16 protein-coding genes are annotated in these 18,255 nt (G+C 73.4%); all 16 read left to right on the top strand.

Annotation, left to right across the window (positions count from 1 at the left end; translation table 11 throughout):
* Positions 1–41 precede the first annotated feature (41 nt).
* The gene (locus AOM06_RS06385; RefSeq protein WP_062303920.1) at positions 42–623 is read left to right on the top strand and encodes a copper resistance CopC family protein; all 582 of its coding nucleotides are present in this window, start codon (positions 42–44) and stop codon (positions 621–623) included.
* 4 nt (positions 624–627) lie between these two features.
* Entirely contained in the window at positions 628–1,299 is a 672-nt protein-coding gene (locus AOM06_RS06380) for a metal-dependent transcriptional regulator (RefSeq protein ID WP_062303919.1), read from the top strand.
* On the top strand, positions 1,299–2,513 hold the full coding sequence (locus tag AOM06_RS06375; protein WP_062303918.1) for an MFS transporter: 1,215 nt from the start codon (positions 1,299–1,301) through the stop codon (positions 2,511–2,513). Before AOM06_RS06380 ends, AOM06_RS06375 begins: the two co-directional genes overlap by 1 nt.
* Positions 2,514–2,565: 52 nt before the next feature.
* Positions 2,566–3,483 carry a hydroxymethylbilane synthase gene (gene hemC / locus AOM06_RS06370; protein ID WP_062303917.1) on the top strand — a complete coding sequence of 306 codons (918 nt, stop codon included), beginning with the start codon at positions 2,566–2,568 and terminating at the stop codon, positions 3,481–3,483.
* Entirely contained in the window at positions 3,480–4,256 is a 777-nt protein-coding gene (locus AOM06_RS06365) for a uroporphyrinogen-III synthase (protein ID WP_062303916.1), read from the top strand. Before hemC ends, AOM06_RS06365 begins: the two co-directional genes overlap by 4 nt.
* A gap of 12 nt (positions 4,257–4,268) precedes the next feature.
* Positions 4,269–5,243, top strand: coding sequence for a porphobilinogen synthase (gene hemB, locus AOM06_RS06360; RefSeq protein WP_062303915.1), 975 nt, complete (start codon positions 4,269–4,271; stop codon positions 5,241–5,243).
* Positions 5,244–6,557 carry a glutamate-1-semialdehyde 2,1-aminomutase gene (gene hemL / locus AOM06_RS06355; RefSeq protein WP_062303914.1) on the top strand — a complete coding sequence of 438 codons (1,314 nt, stop codon included), beginning with the start codon at positions 5,244–5,246 and terminating at the stop codon, positions 6,555–6,557.
* 300 nt (positions 6,558–6,857) lie between these two features.
* Complete coding sequence (locus AOM06_RS06350) at positions 6,858–8,255, top strand: MFS transporter (RefSeq protein WP_062303913.1); 1,398 nt, start codon at positions 6,858–6,860, stop codon at positions 8,253–8,255.
* A gap of 1 nt (position 8,256) precedes the next feature.
* The gene (locus AOM06_RS06345) at positions 8,257–10,458 is read left to right on the top strand and encodes a molybdopterin oxidoreductase family protein (RefSeq protein WP_062303912.1); all 2,202 of its coding nucleotides are present in this window, start codon (positions 8,257–8,259) and stop codon (positions 10,456–10,458) included.
* Positions 10,455–11,948, top strand: a complete 1,494-nt coding sequence (locus AOM06_RS06340; RefSeq protein ID WP_062303911.1) for an FAD-dependent oxidoreductase — start codon at positions 10,455–10,457, stop codon at positions 11,946–11,948. Before AOM06_RS06345 ends, AOM06_RS06340 begins: the two co-directional genes overlap by 4 nt.
* Positions 11,945–14,515, top strand: coding sequence for a nitrite reductase large subunit NirB (gene nirB, locus AOM06_RS06335; RefSeq protein WP_062303910.1), 2,571 nt, complete (start codon positions 11,945–11,947; stop codon positions 14,513–14,515). Before AOM06_RS06340 ends, nirB begins: the two co-directional genes overlap by 4 nt.
* Positions 14,512–14,910, top strand: a complete 399-nt coding sequence (locus AOM06_RS06330) for a nitrite reductase (NAD(P)H) small subunit (RefSeq protein ID WP_062303909.1) — start codon at positions 14,512–14,514, stop codon at positions 14,908–14,910. Before nirB ends, AOM06_RS06330 begins: the two co-directional genes overlap by 4 nt.
* Positions 14,907–16,133 (top strand): uroporphyrinogen-III C-methyltransferase, encoded by a 1,227-nt coding sequence (gene cobA, locus AOM06_RS06325; RefSeq protein WP_062303908.1) that lies wholly within the window; start codon positions 14,907–14,909, stop codon positions 16,131–16,133. The genes AOM06_RS06330 and cobA overlap by 4 nt, the downstream gene beginning before the upstream one ends.
* A 13-nt stretch (positions 16,134–16,146) precedes the next feature.
* Entirely contained in the window at positions 16,147–17,262 is a 1,116-nt protein-coding gene (locus AOM06_RS06320; protein ID WP_369401400.1) for a uroporphyrinogen-III synthase, read from the top strand.
* Positions 17,259–17,945, top strand: a complete 687-nt coding sequence (locus tag AOM06_RS06315) for a sirohydrochlorin chelatase (protein ID WP_082105362.1) — start codon at positions 17,259–17,261, stop codon at positions 17,943–17,945. Before AOM06_RS06320 ends, AOM06_RS06315 begins: the two co-directional genes overlap by 4 nt.
* Positions 17,935–18,255, top strand: a 321-nt coding sequence (locus AOM06_RS06310; RefSeq protein ID WP_369401399.1) for a HesA/MoeB/ThiF family protein, incomplete at its 3' end; no start/stop codon positions are given. The genes AOM06_RS06315 and AOM06_RS06310, both read left to right, overlap by 11 nt.

Genomic DNA, 18,255 nt, shown 5'->3' with positions numbered 1-18,255 from the left:
GTTGCATGAAGGCTCCCAGGGCTTCGTGGGAGGATCGGGGCATGCCTCGCACGATCCCCGCGCTCCTGGCCGCCCTCGCGGTGTCGCTCCTGGCGGCCGTCGTGGTCGCGGCGCCCGCCTCGGCCCACACCGCGCTTGTCTCGTCCTCGCCCGCGGAGGGCGAGACCGTGACGGAGCTGTCCGAGGTCTCGCTCGAGTTCACCGAGCAGCTGCTCGACATCGGCAACGAGCTCGCGATCGTCGCCCCCGACGGGACGCGCACCGCGCTCGAGATCGACGCGCCGGTGACCGAGGTGGTGACCGCCGCCGTCCCGGACGATGCGCTCGCGGCGGGGGAGAACATCCTCGCCTTCCGCGTCGTGTCGGCCGACGGCCACCCCATCGAGGGCGAGGTGACGTTCACCTACGCGCCCGTCGAGGCGTCCGGCCCGGCGGAGCCGAGCCCGTCGGCGACCGTGGAGCCGTCGGCGGCCGCGGGCCCGGTGGTGACCGCGAGCCCGAGCCCGCACGTGACCGTGTACGAGGAGGTCGGGCCCAACCCCGCGGTGTACGTCATCATCGGCGTGGTCGCCGCCGCGGCGCTCGCGCTCACGATCGCGCTCCGCCAGCGCCGGGAGGACTGACGCGATGGCCGACGCACCGCTCACCGCGACCGCCCAGGACTACGTCAAGATCGTGTGGAGCGCCACCGAGTGGTCCGACGCGCCCGTCACCACCAAGGCGCTCGCGGAGCGTCTCGGGGTGTCCGCTCCCACGGTGTCCGAGAACGTCCGCAAGCTCGTCGCGGCGGGTCTGCTCGACCACGAGCCGTACGGCGCGATCACGCTGACAGTCGAGGGGGAGCGCCGCGCGCTCGACATGGTGCGCCGGCATCGGCTCATCGAGACGTTCCTGGTGACGCACCTCGGGTACGGGTGGGACGAGGTCCACGACGAGGCCGAGGTGCTCGAGCACGCGTGCTCGTCGCGCATGATCGACGCGATCGACTCTCTGCTGGGCCATCCGACGCGCGACCCGCACGGCGACCCGATCCCGACCGCGAGCGGGCGCATCGTCGCGGTCGACGGGACCAACCTCGCCCTCGCGGCGCCGGGCGCGTGGAGCGTGGCGCGGCTGTCCGACGCAGATCCTGCCGTGCTCCGGGACCTGGCGTCCCTAGGATTGACCGTGGACGCCTCGATCCGGGTGCATGGCCCCGATCCGTCCGGCGGGATCCAGGTGGAGACCGATGAGGCGACCGGCATCGTCGTCCCGCCCGCCACCGCGTCCGCGGTGTGGCTCGTCACGCAAGGCTCCTGATGACCAACCTTCCCCCGACGTCGCGGTCGGGCATCCCACGCTGGCTCATGCCGCCCACCGCCCACGCGGCCCACCCAGGCCTGGTGCTTGCAGGATTCGTGATCGCCGCCTTCGGGATCGGCCTGTCGCAGCAGGGTGCGGCGGGCGTGATCCAGGATCAGGTGAGCGCGCTCGACACCACGGTCGACATGATCGGCTGGACCATCGTCGCGTACGCGCTCGGCGTCGTGGTGGGCGCGCCGCTCATCATGGTCGGGCTCGCCGCGTGGGACCGCCGCACGCTGCTGCTCACGATGTCCGTGGCGTTCGTCACGACCGCGGCGCTCACCGCGGTGGCCCCGACGGTCGAGTCCCTCCTGGTGATCCGCTTCCTCAACGGGCTCCCGCACGGCGCGCTGCTGGGGAGCGCGACGTACGTGGGCGCGCTCGCGCTCGGGCCGGAGCGCCGTGGCAAGGCGATCGCGACGCTCATGTACGGGCTCACGGCGGCGGCGGTCGTGGGCGTCCCCGGCCTGCAGTGGCTCTCCGTGCAGGCGGGATGGCGCGCCTCCTACGCGGTGGTCACCGCGGTGGGGCTGGTGGGGCTCGCGCTCATGTGGGCCTTCGTGCCGTCGGTCCCGGGGACCCGCGGATCGGGCTTCCGCGGCGAGATCGCCGCGCTGCGCGGGCGCGTGCTGTGGACAGCGATCCTCACGGTCACGGTGGGGTTCGCCGGGCTCGGCGCGGTGCAGTCGTACATGGTGCCGCTGCTCGAGGACACCAACGGGTTCTCGACGGGCGCCGTCACCGTCATCCTCAGCATCTTCGGCCTCGGCATGACGGCCGGCGCGTTCATCGGCGGCAGCCTCACGGATCGGTCCACCCTGCTCACCGCGCGGGTCGGGATCATCGGGGTCGGGGTGATGCTGCTCGCGCTCGGCCTGGTGGGCACGCTCGGCTGGCCTGTGGTGATCGCGCTCGTGCTGCTCGGCGCGTGCATCCAGATCTTCTCCCAGTCGGCTCAGGCGCACCTCATGGACGTGGTGCACACCTCGCCCTCGCTCGGCGCGGCGCTGTCGCACTCGGCGCTCAACGCGGCGACCGTGGTCGGCACGGGCCTGGGTGCGGTGGTGATCGGGCTCGGCTGGGGCTACGTGGCTCCGGCCTGGGTCGCGCTGGCGCTCGCGCTCGTCGCCGTCGTGCTCGTGTTCGTCGGCCCGGGCTACCGCCGCTGACGGGTCCCGTCGCGGTCCAGGGTCCCGTCACCGACTCGTTACCCTGGTACGCATGAATCTCCGTCTGGGCACCCGTGGATCCGCGCTCGCGACGGCACAGTCGGGGCAGTTCGCCGATGCGGTCGTCGCCGCCGCGGCGGCGCGCGGCTCCGAGGCGACCGTCGAGCTGGTGAAGGTGACCACCAAGGGGGACGTCGACCGCGGCTCGCTCGTCGGGCTGTCCCAGACCGGCGTGTTCGTCACCGCGCTGCGCGAGGCGCTGCTCGCGGGGGAGTGCGACTTCATCGTGCACTCGCTCAAGGATGTCCCGACGCAGCCGTACCCGGGCCTCGAGGTGGTCGCGATCCCCGAGCGCGAGGACCCCAGGGACGTGCTGTGCACCGACGGGCGCACGCTCGACGAGCTGCCCGCGGGCGCGGCGATCGGGACGGGCTCGCCCCGCCGGGGCTCGCAGCTGCTCGCGATGCGACCCGACCTCGACATCCGCCCGCTGCGGGGGAACGTCGACACGCGGCTCGGCCACATCGGCGAGGACCTCGACGGGGTCCTCCTCGCGGCCGCGGGCCTCAACCGCCTGGGCCGCGCGGACGATGCGACGGCGCCGCTCGCGGTCGGGGACATGGTCCCGGCACCGGGTCAGGGCGCCCTCGCGATCGAGATCCGCGAGGACGCCCCCGACGAGCTGCGCACGCTGCTCGCGACGCTCGACCATGCCGAGACCCGCGCGTGCGTGACCGCGGAGCGCGAGGCGCTGCGCGTGCTGGACGCTGGCTGCGCCGCGCCCGTCGCGGCGCACGCGACCGTCGTGCGCGGTCGGTTGACGCTCCACACACGCGTCATCTCCACGGACGGCGCGCTCGCGCTCAACGAGCGCAACACGGGTGTGGTGGCCGAGGCCGCGTCGATCGGCCGGTCGAGCGGCTTCTCGCTCCTGGGCCGCGGCGCCGAGCGCCTCATGGGCCGCGCATGAGCCTCGCGGGACGGCGGCTCCTGGTCCCCGTGACCGCCGAGCGCACGGCCTTCGCCGACGATCTCGCCGCCGAGGGCGCGATCGTGACCGCGGTCGCGTTCATCGCGATCGACGGGCCCAAGGACGCGGAGGCGCTCGAGGAGGCCACGCTCGCGTGGCTCGCGGGCGACTACGACTGGATGGCGGTGACGAGCCGCAACGCTGTGCTCGCGATGGACCGCATCGCGCGCTCGCGCGGCCGCTCGCTCGGCGAGCCTCAGCCCGGCGCGCGCATCGCGACCGTGGGTGAGGCGACGCGGGGCGTGTGCGCGTCTGTCGGTCTCGCCATCGACCTGGTGCCGTCGGAGCGCCACGATGCGCGCGGCATCGTGGCCGAGATGCCGGAGGGACCCGGCAGGGTGCTGGCGCCCCTGGGCAACCTTGCGTCTCCCGTGCTCCAGCGCGGTCTCGAGCGCAAGGGATGGACCGTGACGACGGTCGAGGCCTACCGGACCGTCGACGGCCCGGGCCCGGACCAGGCGACGGTCGCCGCCGTGGCCGCGGGCGGGATCGACGCCGTGCTGCTCACCTCAGGCTCCGTCGCGGAGCGCTTCGCGGCGGCCTGCCCGCGCGTCGCGCCCGGGACGCGGATCATCGCGATCGGCCGCACCACGCAGGCGGGTGCGCGCGCGGCCGGGCTCACGGTGGATGCCGTGGCCGAGACGCCCACCTACGCTGGCATCAGGGCCGCGCTCGACGCGGCGCTCGCCACCGCCGACCCGTCCGACGCCTGAGGGAGACGCCGCATGACCTCGTACCGCCCCCGACGCCTGCGCACCACGCCGGCGATGCGCCGCCTGGTCCGCGAGGTGCGGCCGCACGCCTCGGAGCTGGTCTGGCCCGTCTTCGTGCACGAGGACCTCACCGAGGCGCGTCCCATCGGCTCGCTGCCCGGGGTGTCCCAGCACCCCCTGTCCGCCGTGCCGGCGCTCGTCGACGCCGCGATCGAGGCCGGGATCGGCGGGCTCATGCTGTTCGCGATCCCGTCCGTGCGCGACGCGGAGGGCAGCGGTGCGGTCGACCCGGAGGGCATCCTCAACCGGGCCATCCGCGCGGCCGCGGACGCGGCGGGCGACCGCCTGGTCATCATGGCGGACCTGTGCCTGGACGAGTTCACCGACCACGGTCACTGCGGCGTCCTCGATGGCGCCGGTCGCGTGGACAACGACGCGACGCTCGCGATCTACGTGGAGATGGGCCTCGCGCAGGCCCGCGCCGGCGCCCACGTGCTGGGCCTCAGCGGCATGATGGACCACCAGGTCGCCGTGGTGCGCGACGCGCTCGAGGCGGAGGGCTTCGCCGACGTCTCGCTGCTCGCCTACGCGGCGAAGTACGCCTCGGCCTTCTACGGGCCGTTCCGCGAGGCCGTCGACAGCCAGCTCCAGGGCGACCGCCGGACCTATCAGCTCGACCCGGCGAACGGCCGCGAGGGCCTCCACGAGGCCGAGCTCGACGAGCTCGAGGGCGCCGACATCGTCATGGTGAAGCCCGCCCTGCCGTACCTCGACGTGGTCGCCGAGGTGGCCGCGCAGTCGCGCGTCCCCGTCGCGGCCTATCACGTGTCGGGCGAGTACGCCCAGATCGAGGCGGCCGCCGCGCATGGCTGGCTGGACCGCCGCGCCGCGCACCTCGAGGCCCTCACCTCGATGCGCCGCGCCGGCGCCGACATCATCGTCACCTACGCGGCGCTCGAGCTCGCCGCCTGGCTCAAGGAGAACTAAGTGTCGCAGTACTCGGAGCGCGCCCGCGCGATCCTGCCCGGGGGCGTCAACTCGCCCGTGCGTGCCTGGAACGGCGTCGGGGGAGAGCCCGTGCCGATCGCGGAGGCTCACGGCAGCCGCATCGTCGACGCGGACGGCCGCGAGATGATCGACCTGGTCGCGTCGTGGGGCCCCGCGATCCTGGGCCACGCGAGGCCCGAGGTGGTCGCGGCCGTGCAGGCCGCCGCCGCGAAGGGGCTGTCCTTCGGTGCGACCACCGAGGCGGAGGTCGAGCTCGCGGAGATCATCCGCGACCGGTACGCGCCCGCCGAGCGGGTGCGCCTGGTGTCGACCGGCACCGAGGCGACGATGACCGCGATCCGACTCGCGCGCGCGGCCACCGGACGCCAGAAGTTCATCAAGTTCGCGGGCTGCTACCACGGCCACTCGGACGCGCTCCTGGTCGCGGCGGGCTCGGGCCTCGCGACGGCGGGCGTCCCGGACTCCGCGGGCGTCACGCCCGGGGCCGCGCAGGACACCATCGTGCTGCCGTACGGCGACGAGGCGGCGCTCACCGAGGCGTTCGCCGAGCACGGCGCCGAGATCGCCGCCGTCATCACCGAGGCCGCGCCCGCCAACATGGGCGTGATCGCGCCGCCCGCGGGCTTCAACCGCCTCATCTCGACCCTGTGCCGCAACGAGGGCGCCGTGATGATCCTCGACGAGGTGCTCACGGGCTTCCGCGCCGGGCCGGCCGGGTACTGGGGCGTCGAGCGCGACCAAGACGCCGCGCAGGGCCTCGACCCCTGGACCCCGGACCTGGTGACCTTCGGCAAGGTCATCGGCGGCGGCCTGCCCGTGGCCGCCCTGGGCGGGCGCCGCGACCTCATGGAGCAGCTCGCGCCGCTCGGCCCGGTATACCAGGCGGGCACGCTGTCGGGGAACCCGGTCGCGGTCGCGGCGGGCCTCGCGACGATGCGGCTGCTCACCGACGAGGTCCACGCGCGGGTCGCCTCGGTGGCCGACGCGCTGGTCGAGGGCGTCTCGGAGGCGCTGACCGCGCGCGGCATCGCCCACGCGGTGGGGCGCGCCGGGACGCTGTTCTCGATCTTCCTGGGCCTCGACGAGGCGCCGACCACCTTCGAGGAGGTGTCGCGCCAGGACACCGAGGCGTTCGCGCGCCTCTTCCACGCGCTTCGCCGCGAGGGCGTGGCTCTCCCGCCGAGCGCGTACGAGGCGTGGTTCGTCTCCGCCGCGCACACCGCGCACGACGTCCGCCACATCGTCTCGACGGTCGCCCACTGGGCCGACGGCGAGGTCGCGGCGCACGCCTGACGGGAGCCGCGAGGCGTGGGCGGGACGCCCATGTTTCGCGGTTACGCGTTCCTCACCGCGCCGCGGCGGGCGCTGTGAGGCCCGTCCAAAGGGCGTCGTTCCTGGTAGGTCGCGTTCCTCTCGTGGTCGGCAGGTCGCGGTGAGAGTTCTCACCGAGTGCCCCACGCGTGCGTGAGGAAGAGTTCTCGCAGGTTTCATCGCGCGCGCGTTCAGGCGAAACCTCCCCTCCGTAGCGTCTGAGGAGTCCGATTCCCCGCGGGGCAACCGTCCCGGTCGGACCTCAGTCCCCCGGGAGGGACCATGACCATCTCCGACAAGACCGCCGTCGAGGCCATCGAGCCCGGCGTCATCGGCAAGGGCCGATGGATCGAGCGGTGGGAGCCCGAGAACGCGCTGTTCTGGGAGGCCCGCGGCAAGTCCATCGCGTTCCGCAACCTCGTGTTCTCCATCGTCGCCGAGCACATCGGATTCTCCGTATGGCTGCTGTGGTCGATCGTCGTCGTGCGGATGTACGGCACCTTCGACGAGTCCGGAGCGCTTGTCACGGCCGGCGCCAACGGCTGGGCGCTCACCGCGAGCCAGGGCTTCACGCTCCTCGCGGTCGCCTCCGGCGTCGGCGCATTCCTGCGCGTCCCCTACACCTTCGCGGTGCCGATCTTCGGCGGCCGCAACTGGACCGTCATCTCGGCGCTCCTCCTGCTGATCCCCACGCTCGGCCTCGCCTGGGTGGTCCAGTACCCCGAGACCTCCTTCGGCGTGCTGGTGCTCATCGCTGCGACAGCCGGCTTCGGCGGCGGCAACTTCGCCTCGTCGATGTCGAACATCTCGTTCTTCTACCCCGACAAGGAGAAGGGCTGGGCGCTCGGCCTCAACGCGGCCGGCGGCAACATCGGTGTCGCGGTCGCGCAGAAGCTCGTGCCGCTCGTCATCGGCATCGGCGCGCTCGGCCTCTCGGCCGCGGGCCTCGTCTACGTCCCGCTGGCTGTGGCGTCCGCGATCCTCGCGTTCCTCTTCATGGACAACCTGCGCGAGGCGAAGGCCGACCCGAAGCCCACCGCGGCCTCGCTCCAGCACGGCCACACGTGGCTCATGGCGTTCCTCTACATCGGCACCTTCGGCTCGTTCATCGGCTACTCGGCGGCGTTCCCCACGCTGCTCACCGTGGTCTTCGAGCGTGCCGACATCGCGCTCAGCTGGGGCTTCCTCGGCGCGCTCATCGGCTCGCTGTCCCGCCCGTACGGCGGCAAGCTCGCCGACCGGGTGGGCGGCGCGATCATCACTGTCGGTGCGTTCGTGGTGATGGCGATCGCCGGCGTGACCGCGGTGATCGGCGTGCAGCACCACTCGCTCGCGCTGTTCTTCGTGAGCTTCATGGTCCTCTTCGCGGCCACCGGGATCGGCAACGGCTCGACCTACCGCATGATCCCGTCGATCTTCGGCCGGCTCCAGAAGTCCAAGGGCGCCGACACCGACGAGAGCCGGCTCGACTTCAAGCGTCAGGCCGCGGGTGCCGTGGGCATCATCTCCGCGGTGGGCGCCTTCGGCGGCTTCGCGATCCCGTTCATCTACAAGATCGCCAAGGAGCAGAGCGGCACCATCGTCCCCGCGCTCCAGATCTACGTGGTGGTGTTCCTGGTGATGGCGGCCCTCACGTGGGTGTTCTACCTGCGCAAGGGCGCCACGATGAGGAACGTCTGACATGACGGCCCCCCAGCCGGCCACGGTGGCGGCGGCTCCCCACGCCGCCGCCGCCGTGGCCACCCACTGCCCCTACTGCGCGCTCCAGTGCGCGCAGACGCTCACCGTGACGGCGGGGGAGCGCCTCCCCGTCACGGTGGCGGGGCGGGAGTTCCCCACCAACCGCGGAGGCCTGTGCCAGAAGGGCTGGACCTCGGCCGAGGTGCTCCGTGCCTCCGACCGCATCACCGCACCGATGATCCGGACCGCGGATCGCGGCTTCCGCGAGGCCTCGTGGGACGAGGCCCTCGACCTGGTCGCGTCGCGGATCTCGGCGCTCCAGGCGGAGTCCGGGGACGATGCGGTGGCCGTGTTCGGCGGGGGAGGCCTCACCAACGAGAAGGCGTACGCGCTCGGCAAGTTCGCGCGGCTCGCGCTCGGGACGCGGCTCATCGACTACAACGGCCGCTTCTGCATGTCGTCGGCCGCCGCGGCCTCGAACCGCGCGCTCGGCATGGACCGCGGCCTCGCCTTCCCGCTCGCGGACCTCGGCGGGGCCGATGCGGTGCTCGTCCTCGGATCGAACATGGGCACCACGATGCCCCCGTTCGTCCAGCATCTCGCGGGGGTGCGGTCGCGTGGGGGGCTGGTCGTGGTCGACCCCCGCGCGACCGTGACCGCCAAGCTCGCCGCCGGCGGCGCGGGCGTCCACCTCGCGCCCGTGCCCGGCTCCGACATGGTGGTGCTGCTCGCGCTGCTGCACATCGTCCTCGCCGAGGGCCTTCACGATGCCGCGTACCTCGCGGCGCGGGTCGACGGCCTCGACGACGCCCGCCGTTCGGTGGCCCAGTGGTGGCCCGAGCGCGCCGAGGCCGTCACCGGGATCCCCGCCGACACGCTTCGCGACGTCGCGCGACTCCTGGCCGCCGCATCCCCCTCGCGCGGCGGCCGGGGCGCCTACATCCTCACGGGGCGCGGGGTCGAGCAGATGGCGCAGGGCACCGACTGCGTGAACGCCGCGATCAACCTCGCGCTCGCGCTGGGCCTGGTGGGCCGCGTCGGCTCCGGCTACGGGCCCGTCACCGGCCAGGGCAACGGGCAGGGCGGACGCGAGCACGGCCAGAAGTCCGATCAGCTCCCCGGATACCGGATGATCACCGACCCCGCCGCGCGCGCTCATGTCGCGTCGGTCTGGGGCGTCGATCCCGAGGTGATCCCCGGCCCCGGCGTTCCCGCCGTGCAGCTGCTGAGCTCGCTCGGCACCCCGGGCGGCCCGCGCGCGCTCCTGGTGCACGGCAGCAACGTCGTGGTGAGCGCGCCGAACGCGACCGCGGTCGAGGAGCGCCTCCGGGCGCTCGACCTGCTGGTCGTGTGCGACCTCGTGCCGTCCGAGACGGCGATGCTCGCCGACGTGATCCTTCCCGTCACCCAGTGGGCGGAGGAGGACGGCACCATGACCAACCTCGAGGGCCGCATCATCCGCCGTCGTGCGGCCGTCGCGGCCCCGGGCGAGGCCCGCAGCGAGCTGTGGATCCTGGGGGAGCTGGCCCGGCGCCTCGGGTGCGACGCCCTCTTCAGCGACGACGCGGAGACGATGTTCGACGAGATGGCCCGTGCCTCGGCCGGCGGCAAGGCCGACTACAGCGGCATCACCTACGCCCGGCTCGACGCGGGCGAGGAGCTGTTCTGGCCATGCCCGGCCGCGGACCTCGGGCACGAGCCCCACCCGGGCACGCCGCGCCCGTTCCTCGACAGGTTCCCCACGCCCTCCGGCCGGGCGCGGATGATCCCGGTGGCGCACCGGGGTCCCGACGACGAGGTCCGTCCCGGCGCGACCACCTACCTGGTAACGGGCCGCGTGCTCCAGCACTACCAGTCGGGCGCGCAGACGCGCCGCGTCAGGGAGCTGGTGCAGGCCCAGCCGGAGGCCTTCGTCGAGATGCACCCGCTGCTCGCCGAGCGGCACGGGCTGACGGAGGGCGCGGTCGCGTTCCTCGCGACGTCCCGCGGCGAGGCGATGGCGCGGGTGCGCCTCACGATGGACATCCGCGTCGACACGGTCTTCATGCCCTTCCACTGGGCGGGCGCGGGCAGCGCGAACCGGCTCACCAACGACGCGACCGACCCGACCTCGTCGATGCCCGAGTTCAAGGTCACGGCCGTCTCGATCCGCGCGGCGCACCAGCTGCGCCCCGCGACGGAGCTGGAAGGAGCGGCACGATGAGGATCGTCGTCATCGGTCACGGGATGGTGGGCTCGCGCTTCGCGCAGGACGCCGTCACCCGCCTGCCCGACGCACACGTCACGGTGCTGGGCCGCGAGCCGCACGCCCCGTACAACAGGGTCCTCCTGTCGAGCGTGGTAGCCGGCAAGGCCGCCGCCGACGGGATCGCGCTCGACGCGCCGGAGCACGAGCGCATCGACGTGCGTCAGGGCGTGTCGGCGTCGGAGATCGACCGCGAGCGGCGCATCGTCACCGCGTCCGACGGCTCGCTGCACCGCTACGACCGGCTCGTGCTCGCGACCGGGTCCGCCGCCCGGATCCCTCAGATTCAGCACGTGGCGACCCCCGACGGCCTGGTCTCCGGCGTCAGCGTCCTCAAGGACCTCGACGACGCGAAGGGCATCCTCGCGGCGCTGCCGAAGGCGCGCCGCGCCGTGGTGCTCGGCGCGGGCGTGCTGGGGCTGGAGGTCGCGACGGGGCTGGCCGCGCGAGGCATCGCAGTCACGCTCGTGCACCACGCCGACCGGCTCATGGAGCGCCAGCTCGGCAGCGCCGCCTCCGCCGTGGCGGAGGGGGCGCTCGGACGCCTCGGCATCACGGTGGTGACCACCACCTCGGTGACCCGGGTGCTCGAGCGCCGCGGCCGCATCAGCGGCGTCGTGCTCGGCACCGGCGCCGAGGTGCTCACCGACATGCTCGTCATGTGCGCGGGGACCATCCCCGAGACCGCCCTCGCGCGGCGCGCCGGGCTGCCGTGCGAGCGCGGCATCGTGGTGGGGGAGGACCTGGCGTCGCCCGAGGACGCCCACGTGTTCGCGATCGGTGACTGCGCGCAGCCGCCCGAGGGCGGCACCGGGCTGGTCGCGCAGGGGTGGGACCAGGCCGCGAGGCTCGTCGACGCGTGGGTCGACGCGCATGTGCCCGGCGTCCACCTCGCGCGCCCGCGCGGCGAGGACGCCGACACCACCAACGTGGTGCGGGTCAAGGCGAGCGGTCTCGACGTGGTGACGATGGGGCTGTCGGGCAAGTTCGAGCACGGCGAGCGCGAGCTGCGCGCGGTCCGGCTCTCGGACCCGACCATCGGCCGCTTCGTCGAGGTCGTGATCTCGCACGGCCTGCTCGTCGGGGCGACGGTCGTCGGCGACAAGGCCTGCGCGACCGAGCTGCAGGCGCTCTACACGCGAATGCTGCCGGTGCCGGCGGACCCGGCCCACCTCATCGTCCGGCCCGTCCCCGGCGCGGGGCCGGCCCGCAAGAGCGTGACCGAGATGGACGACGACGACACCGTCTGCCAGTGCAACGGGGTCAGCAAGGGACGCATCTGCGACGCGATCGCCGATGGATGCGGGTCCCTGCAGGACGTGTCGCGCGCGACCCGCGCGTCGACCGGATGCGGCGACTGCAAGCCGCAGGTGAAGGAGCTGCTCGAGGCGCACGCCGCGAGCGAGGACAAGACCCCCGCGCTCGCGGGGGCGGGGGAGGCCCGATGACCACCGAGCACATCGTCGTCGTGGGCGGCGGCATGGTCGCCCACCGGTTCACGGAGGCGCTGCGCGCGCGCGACGCGGAAGGGCGCTACTCCGTCGAGGTGATCGCCGAGGAGCCGCGCGCGCCGTACGACCGCGTCGCGCTCACCAGCTACTTCACCGGCCGCGCCCCCGAGGACCTTCAGCTGGGCGACCCCGCGCTGTGGCACGACCCGCTGGTGACGCTGCACCGCGACTCCCGCGCCACGGGCGTCGACCGCGACCGCCGCATCGTCACCGTCGAGGGCGGCCGCGAGGTCGCCTACGACCACCTGGTCCTCGCGACCGGGTCCTACGCGTGGACGCCGCCCACGCCCGGCGCCGACCTCCCCGGGGTCTTCGTCTACCGCACGCTCGACGACGTCGCCGCGCTGCGCGGCTACGTCGAGGAGCGCCGCGCGACGCTCGGACGCCCGGTGCGGGGCGCGGTGATCGGCGGAGGGCTGCTCGGCCTCGAGGCCGCGGGCGCGCTCCAGGGCCTCGGCGCGCACAGCACGGTCATCCAGTTCAACGACCGCCTCATGAACCTCCAGGTCGATGCGGGCGGCGGCGAGGCGCTCAAGCGCCTCATCGAGGGCATGGGCGTCGCGGTGCGCTGCAACACCGCCACCAAGGAGATCCGCGCGGGCAAGGACGGTCACGTGGGCTCGATGGCGTTCGCGGACGGCGCCGAGCAGCTGGTCGATGTGGTGGTCTTCGCCACGGGCGTGCGCCCGCGGGACGAGCTCGGCGCGGCGGCCGGTCTCGAGATGGGGCCTCGCGGGGGTGTCGTGGTCGACGACACGTGCCTCACCGGCGACCCCGCGGTGAGCGCGATCGGCGAGGTGGCGTGCATCCAGGGCGCCTGCATCGGCCTCATCGCGCCCGGCAACACCATGGCCGAGATCGCCGTGGACCGCCTGCTGGGCGGCGAGAGCACCTTCCCGGGAGCCGACACCGCCACCAAGCTCAAGCTGCTCGGGGTCGACGTCGCGTCCTTCGGCGATGCGTTCGCGACCACGCCCGGGGCGCTCGAGATGGTCTATGCCGACCCGGTCAACGGCGTCTACAAGAAGCTGGTGCTCACCGACGACGCGACGACGCTGCTGGGCGGCGTCCTGGTCGGGGACGCGAGCGCCTACGCCTCGCTGCGACCGATGGTGGGGGCCCAGCTGCCGGGCGACCCGGCCGCGTGGATCCTCCCCGAGGGCTCGGTCGAGAAGGGCGAGATCGAGCTGCCGGACGAGGCGGGCGTGTGCTCGTGCAACAACGTCTCGGCGGGCTCCATCCGCGGCGCCGTCAACGACCACGAGTGCCACGACCTGGGCGCGGTGAAGGCCTGCACCAAGGCCGGCACCTCGTGCGGCTCGTGCCTGCCGCTCGTGAAGAAGATCATGGCGACCGAGCTCGAGAAGTCCGGCATCGAGGTCTCGAACGCGCTGTGCGAGCACTTCGCGCTGTCGCGCGCGCAGCTCTTCAACGCGATCAAGGTCGCGGAGGTCACCACGTTCACCGAGGTGATCGAGCGCTTCGGCGCCGGCCGCGGCTGCGACATCTGCAAGCCCACGGTCGGGTCGATCCTCGCGAGCCTCTACAACGAGCACGTGCTCGCGGGCGACCGGGCGGCCCTGCAGGACACCAACGACCGCGTCATGGCGAACATGCAGAAGGACGGCACGTACTCGGTGGTGCCGCGCGTGCCCGGGGGCGAGATCCTGCCCGAGCACCTCATCCTCATCGGGCAGATCGCGCAGGACTTCGGGCTGTACACGAAGATCACCGGCGGCCAGCGCATCGACATGTTCGGCGCCCGCCTCGAGCAGCTCCCGCAGATCTGGAAGCGGCTGGTCGACGCCGGCATGGAGTCGGGCCACGCGTACGGCAAGTCCCTGCGCACCGTGAAGTCGTGCGTCGGCTCGACGTGGTGCCGGTACGGGGTCCAGGACTCCGTGGGGCTCGCGATCGCGCTCGAGCTGCGCTACCGCGGCCTGCGCAGCCCGCACAAGCTCAAGCTGGGCGTCTCGGGCTGCGCACGCGAGTGCGCGGAGGCCCGCGGCAAGGACGTGGGCGTCATCGCGACCGACAAGGGCTGGAACGTGTACGTGGGCGGCAACGGCGGCTTCACCCCGGTGCATGCGCAGCTGCTCGTCGAGGACGTGCCGGACGAGGACGTCTTCCGCGTGATCGACCGCTACCTCATGTACTACATCCGGACCGCGGACAGGCTGCAGCGGACCGCGCCGTGGCAGCAGGAGCACGAGGGCGGGCTCGACGAGATCCGCCGGATCGTGGTCGACGACTCCCTGGGCCTGGGCGAGGAGCTCGACGCGCACATGGCCCGCCACATCGACAGCTACGAGGACGAGTGGAAGGCGGTGCTCAACGACCCGGTGCGGCTGCGGCAGTTCGCCTCGTTCGTCAACGCTCCCGAGGAGCCCGACCCGACGCTCGCGTACGTCCCGCAACGCGGCCAGCGCCGCCCCGCCACACCCGAGGAGCGGGCGAGCGCGCCCGTGCTCATCGCCCCGACCACCCTGGAGGTCCGCTCATGACCGCGACCCTGCCCACCGCATCGTCCACCGCGGGCACGTCCGCTCCCACCCGCGTGTGCGCGCTCGCGGACCTCACGCCCGAGCTCGGCGTGGCGGCGCTCGTGGACGGCGAGCAGGTCGCGATCTTCCTGCTCGCGGACGGCTCGCTCCACTGCGTGCAGAACCTCGATCCGTTCTCCGGCGCCTCGGTGCTGTCGCGGGGGATCACGGGCTCCAAGGGCGACGTCCCCACGATCGCGTCGCCGATCTACAAGCAGGTGTTCTCCCTCCTCGACGGGACCTGCCTGGTCACGATGGACAAGCAGCCGAAGGAGGGGCGCGCGGCGGACTTGGTCGTTCACCGGGTGAGCCTCGACAATGGCGACGTGTTCATCGACCTGGCAGGTAGTGCGTGACGGCTCTCTTCGGACTCGATCTCAAGGGCAGGCGCGTCCTCGTCGTCGGCGCGGGGCATGTCGCCTCGCGGCGGATCAAGCGCTTCCTCGCGGAGGGCGCGGACGTGCGCGTCGTGTCGCCGGACGCGAGCGACGACGTACGGCGCCTCGCGCAGCACGGCGACCTGGACTGGGCGGCGCGTCCGGTCGAGGAGGGCGACGTCGACGGCGCATGGTTCGTGCTCGCCGCGACGGACAGCCCCGAGGTCAACGACGCGGTCGCGGCGTGGGCGGAGGCGCGGCGCGTGTTCTGCATCGACGCCTCGGACGCGGCGCGAGGCACGGCGCGCCAGGCCGCGGTCTCGTCGCACGGCGAGCTGTCGGTGGGCGTGATCTCCACCGACACGCCGGATCCGCGCCGCATCCGCGCGGTGCGCGACGCGATCGCGGCTCAGATCGACGCGGGGGAGGTGGACCTCCGCCGCCGCCGGTCCGGCGCGGGCAGGGTCATCCTCGTGGGCGCCGGTCCGGGCGACCCGGGCCTCATCACGGTGCGCGGCCGCCAGGCGCTCGCCGAGGCCGACGTGGTGGTCACCGACCGCCTGGGCACCACCGAGCTGCTGGTGACGGTGCCGTACGACGTCGAGGTGGTCAACGTGGGCAAGTCGCCCGACCGCCACCCCGTCCCGCAGGACGAGATCAACCGGATCCTTGTCGAGCATGCCCAGGCGGGCCGCACCGTGGTGAGGCTCAAGGGCGGCGACCCGTTCGTCCTGGGCCGCGGCGGCGAGGAGGTGCACGCGTGCCTCGAGGCCGGCGTGGCCGTCGAGGTGGTGCCGGGGGTGACGTCGGCGCTCTCCGTGCCCGGTCGCGCGGGCATCCCCGTGACGCAGCGCGGGCTGTCGACCGCGGTGCTCGTGACGTCGGGGCATGCGGGCGCGGACGCGACCTCGGTGGCGGCGATGACGCACGGCACCACCGTGGTGGTGCTCATGGGCGTCGCGGCGCTGCCGGACATCGTCGCCGCTGGTCTGGCCGGGGGTGCGGACCCCGCGACGCCGGTCGCGATCGTCGAGTCGGGCACCACCGCCGACGAGCGCGTCACCCACGGGACATTGGCTGACATCGTTCTTATCGCGGGTGAAACAGGGGTGAAACCTCCCGCCGTTATGGTCGTCGGAAACGTGGCGAGGCCGGGTCTTCTGGCCTCGCAGGTCGCCGCGACGCCGCAGCGACGCGAGTGACGGGGAGGACCGCATGTCGATGGTGGGAGAGCCGCTGTCGGGATGTGTGATGGTCATCACCGCGGATCGTCGCAAGCGCGAGCTCGCCTCGGCGCTCGAGCGTCGCGGTGCGATCGTGCGGCATGCGCCTGCGCTCAGCACCATCCCGCATCTTGACGACGCGCGTCTGATCGCGGACACCCGTGCGCTCATCGCGTCGCCGCCGGACATCGTGGTCGCGACCACGGGGATCGGGTTCCGCGGATGGGTCGAGGCCGCGGATGCGGCGGGGCTGGTGGACGACCTCTTCGACGCGATCAAGGACGCCCGCTTCATCGCCCGGGGGCCCAAGGCGCGCGGAGCGATCCAGCAGGCGGGCTTCGAGGCCGACTGGGTGGCCGAGTCCGAGACCGCCGTCGAGCTGCGCGACTACCTGCTCGCCGAGGGCGTCGACGGGCTCCGCGTCGCGGTCCAGCATCACGGCAACGGCTCGGACGGCCTCGACGAGGCCTTCACGGCGGCCGGTGCCGAGGTGCAGAGCCTGCTGGTCTACGGCTGGGGCGCGCCGCTCAACCCCGCGCTGCACGACGAATGGATCGACCAGGCCGCGGCGGGCGGAGTCGACGCGGTGCTGTTCACGTCCGCCCCGGGCGCCGAGTCGTGGCTCGCGACCGCGCGGTCCCGGGGGATGCTCGAGCGTCTCGCGGCGCGGGCGGAGGCGGGCGACCTGGTCGTCGCGGCGGTCGGTCCGGTGACGGCCGGCCCGCTCGAGGCGGCGGGCATCGCGGTGCGCCATCCCGATCGCTGGCGGCTCGGCGCGCTCGTGCGCCTGCTGGTCCAGGACTTCACGGAGTCGGCGGTGGGCGTGCCGACCCCCGACGGCCCGCTGGTGATGCGCGCGACCTCCGCCGTGCTCGGCGGGCGGGTGCTGCCGCTCACGCCGACGGGGTTGGAGATCCTGCGTGCGCTTGCGCACGCCAAGGGGAACGTGCTCACGCGTGAGCAGCTCGCCGCGGTGCTTCCGGGCGCGCAGGCGGGTCCGCACGCGGTCGAGGCGGCGATCAACAGGCTGAGGGAGAACTCGGGGGCACCCATGCTGGTGAGAACTGTGGTGAAGCGGGGCTATGCGCTGGCGGTGAGCGCGGCATGAGCGTGCTCATCGCGTGCGCGCACGGCACCAAGGACCCGGACGGCCAGGCGACCATCCTGCGCGTGGTCGAGGACGTGCGTGCGGCGCTGCCCGACCACGATGTGCGCGACGCCTACGTCGACGTCCACGGCCCCTACTGCAAGGACGTGGTGGCCGAGGTCTCCACGGAGGAGGACACCTCCGCCGTGGTGGTGCCGCTGCTGCTTGCCGGCGGCTATCACGTCTACCACGACATCGCGGAGGCGGTCGCGGACCGCACGGACGTCGTCTCGGCGACCGCGCTCGGGCCCGATGCCCGGCTCATCGACATCGTGCTCGATCGGATCCACGAGGCGGGCGTGCCGGAGACGGCGACGCTCGTGCTCGCGGCGGCCGGCTCCTCCGACCCGCGCAGCGAGGCCGACACCGCGACGGCGGCGGAGATGCTGCGTGCGCGGTGGGGCGGGCCGGTGCGCATCGGCTACGCGGCGGGCATCCACCCGACGGTGGCGGATGCGGTGACCGAGGCCCGCGCGTACGGAGAGGACGGCGTGGTCGCCGTCGCATCGTTCCTCCTCGCACCGGGGTTCTTCCAGAAGCGGCTCACCGAGGCGGGCGCGGACTACGTCACCGCCCCGCTGGCGCCGCATCCTCGCCTCGTGGAGATCGTGCTCGACCGGTACCGTGACGCGGGTGGAAGCTGACGCGTACGTGCGGCAACGCGCCCTGCCGGGCTTCGGGGCCGCAGGGCAGGACGCGCTCGGGTCGGCGCGGGTCGCGGTGGTCGGCGTGGGGGGCCTCGGGTGCCCCGCTGCGCTGTACCTCGCGGCCGCGGGGGTCGGATCCCTCACGCTGATCGACTCGGACCGCGTGTCCGTGACCAACCTGCATCGGCAGGTGCTGTTCGGGCCCGGCGACGTGGGGCGCGCGAAGGTCGAGGCCGCCGCGGACGCCTTGGGGCGCGTGGCCCCCGGGGTCGCGGTGGCGGCCGTCGACGCGCGCGTGGGCCCCGAC

This window comes from Demequina subtropica, from assembly GCF_000971235.1.
Lineage (GTDB): Bacteria > Actinomycetota > Actinomycetes > Actinomycetales > Demequinaceae > Demequina > Demequina subtropica.
The sequence above is the reverse complement of the archived record's forward strand: the minus strand, read 5'-3'. Positions and strand labels throughout refer to the sequence as shown.

Excerpts from the sequence above, each read along its gene's own strand:
- nirB (WP_062303910.1), top strand. The coding sequence starts at position 11,945 with ATGACCACCGAGCACATCGTCGTCGTGGGCGGCGGCATGGTCGCCCAC.
- hemB (WP_062303915.1), top strand. The coding sequence starts at position 4,269 with ATGACCTCGTACCGCCCCCGACGCCTGCGCACCACGCCGGCGATGCGC.
- AOM06_RS06365 (WP_062303916.1), top strand. The coding sequence starts at position 3,480 with ATGAGCCTCGCGGGACGGCGGCTCCTGGTCCCCGTGACCGCCGAGCGC.
- AOM06_RS06385 (WP_062303920.1), top strand. The coding sequence starts at position 42 with ATGCCTCGCACGATCCCCGCGCTCCTGGCCGCCCTCGCGGTGTCGCTC.
- hemC (WP_062303917.1), top strand. The coding sequence starts at position 2,566 with ATGAATCTCCGTCTGGGCACCCGTGGATCCGCGCTCGCGACGGCACAG.
- AOM06_RS06340 (WP_062303911.1), top strand. The coding sequence starts at position 10,455 with ATGAGGATCGTCGTCATCGGTCACGGGATGGTGGGCTCGCGCTTCGCG.
- AOM06_RS06345 (WP_062303912.1), top strand. The coding sequence starts at position 8,257 with ATGACGGCCCCCCAGCCGGCCACGGTGGCGGCGGCTCCCCACGCCGCC.
- AOM06_RS06375 (WP_062303918.1), top strand. The coding sequence starts at position 1,299 with ATGACCAACCTTCCCCCGACGTCGCGGTCGGGCATCCCACGCTGGCTC.
- AOM06_RS06350 (WP_062303913.1), top strand. The coding sequence starts at position 6,858 with ATGACCATCTCCGACAAGACCGCCGTCGAGGCCATCGAGCCCGGCGTC.
- AOM06_RS06330 (WP_062303909.1), top strand. The coding sequence starts at position 14,512 with ATGACCGCGACCCTGCCCACCGCATCGTCCACCGCGGGCACGTCCGCT.
- AOM06_RS06315 (WP_082105362.1), top strand. The coding sequence starts at position 17,259 with ATGAGCGTGCTCATCGCGTGCGCGCACGGCACCAAGGACCCGGACGGC.
- AOM06_RS06320 (WP_369401400.1), top strand. The coding sequence starts at position 16,147 with ATGTCGATGGTGGGAGAGCCGCTGTCGGGATGTGTGATGGTCATCACC.
- AOM06_RS06380 (WP_062303919.1), top strand. The coding sequence starts at position 628 with ATGGCCGACGCACCGCTCACCGCGACCGCCCAGGACTACGTCAAGATC.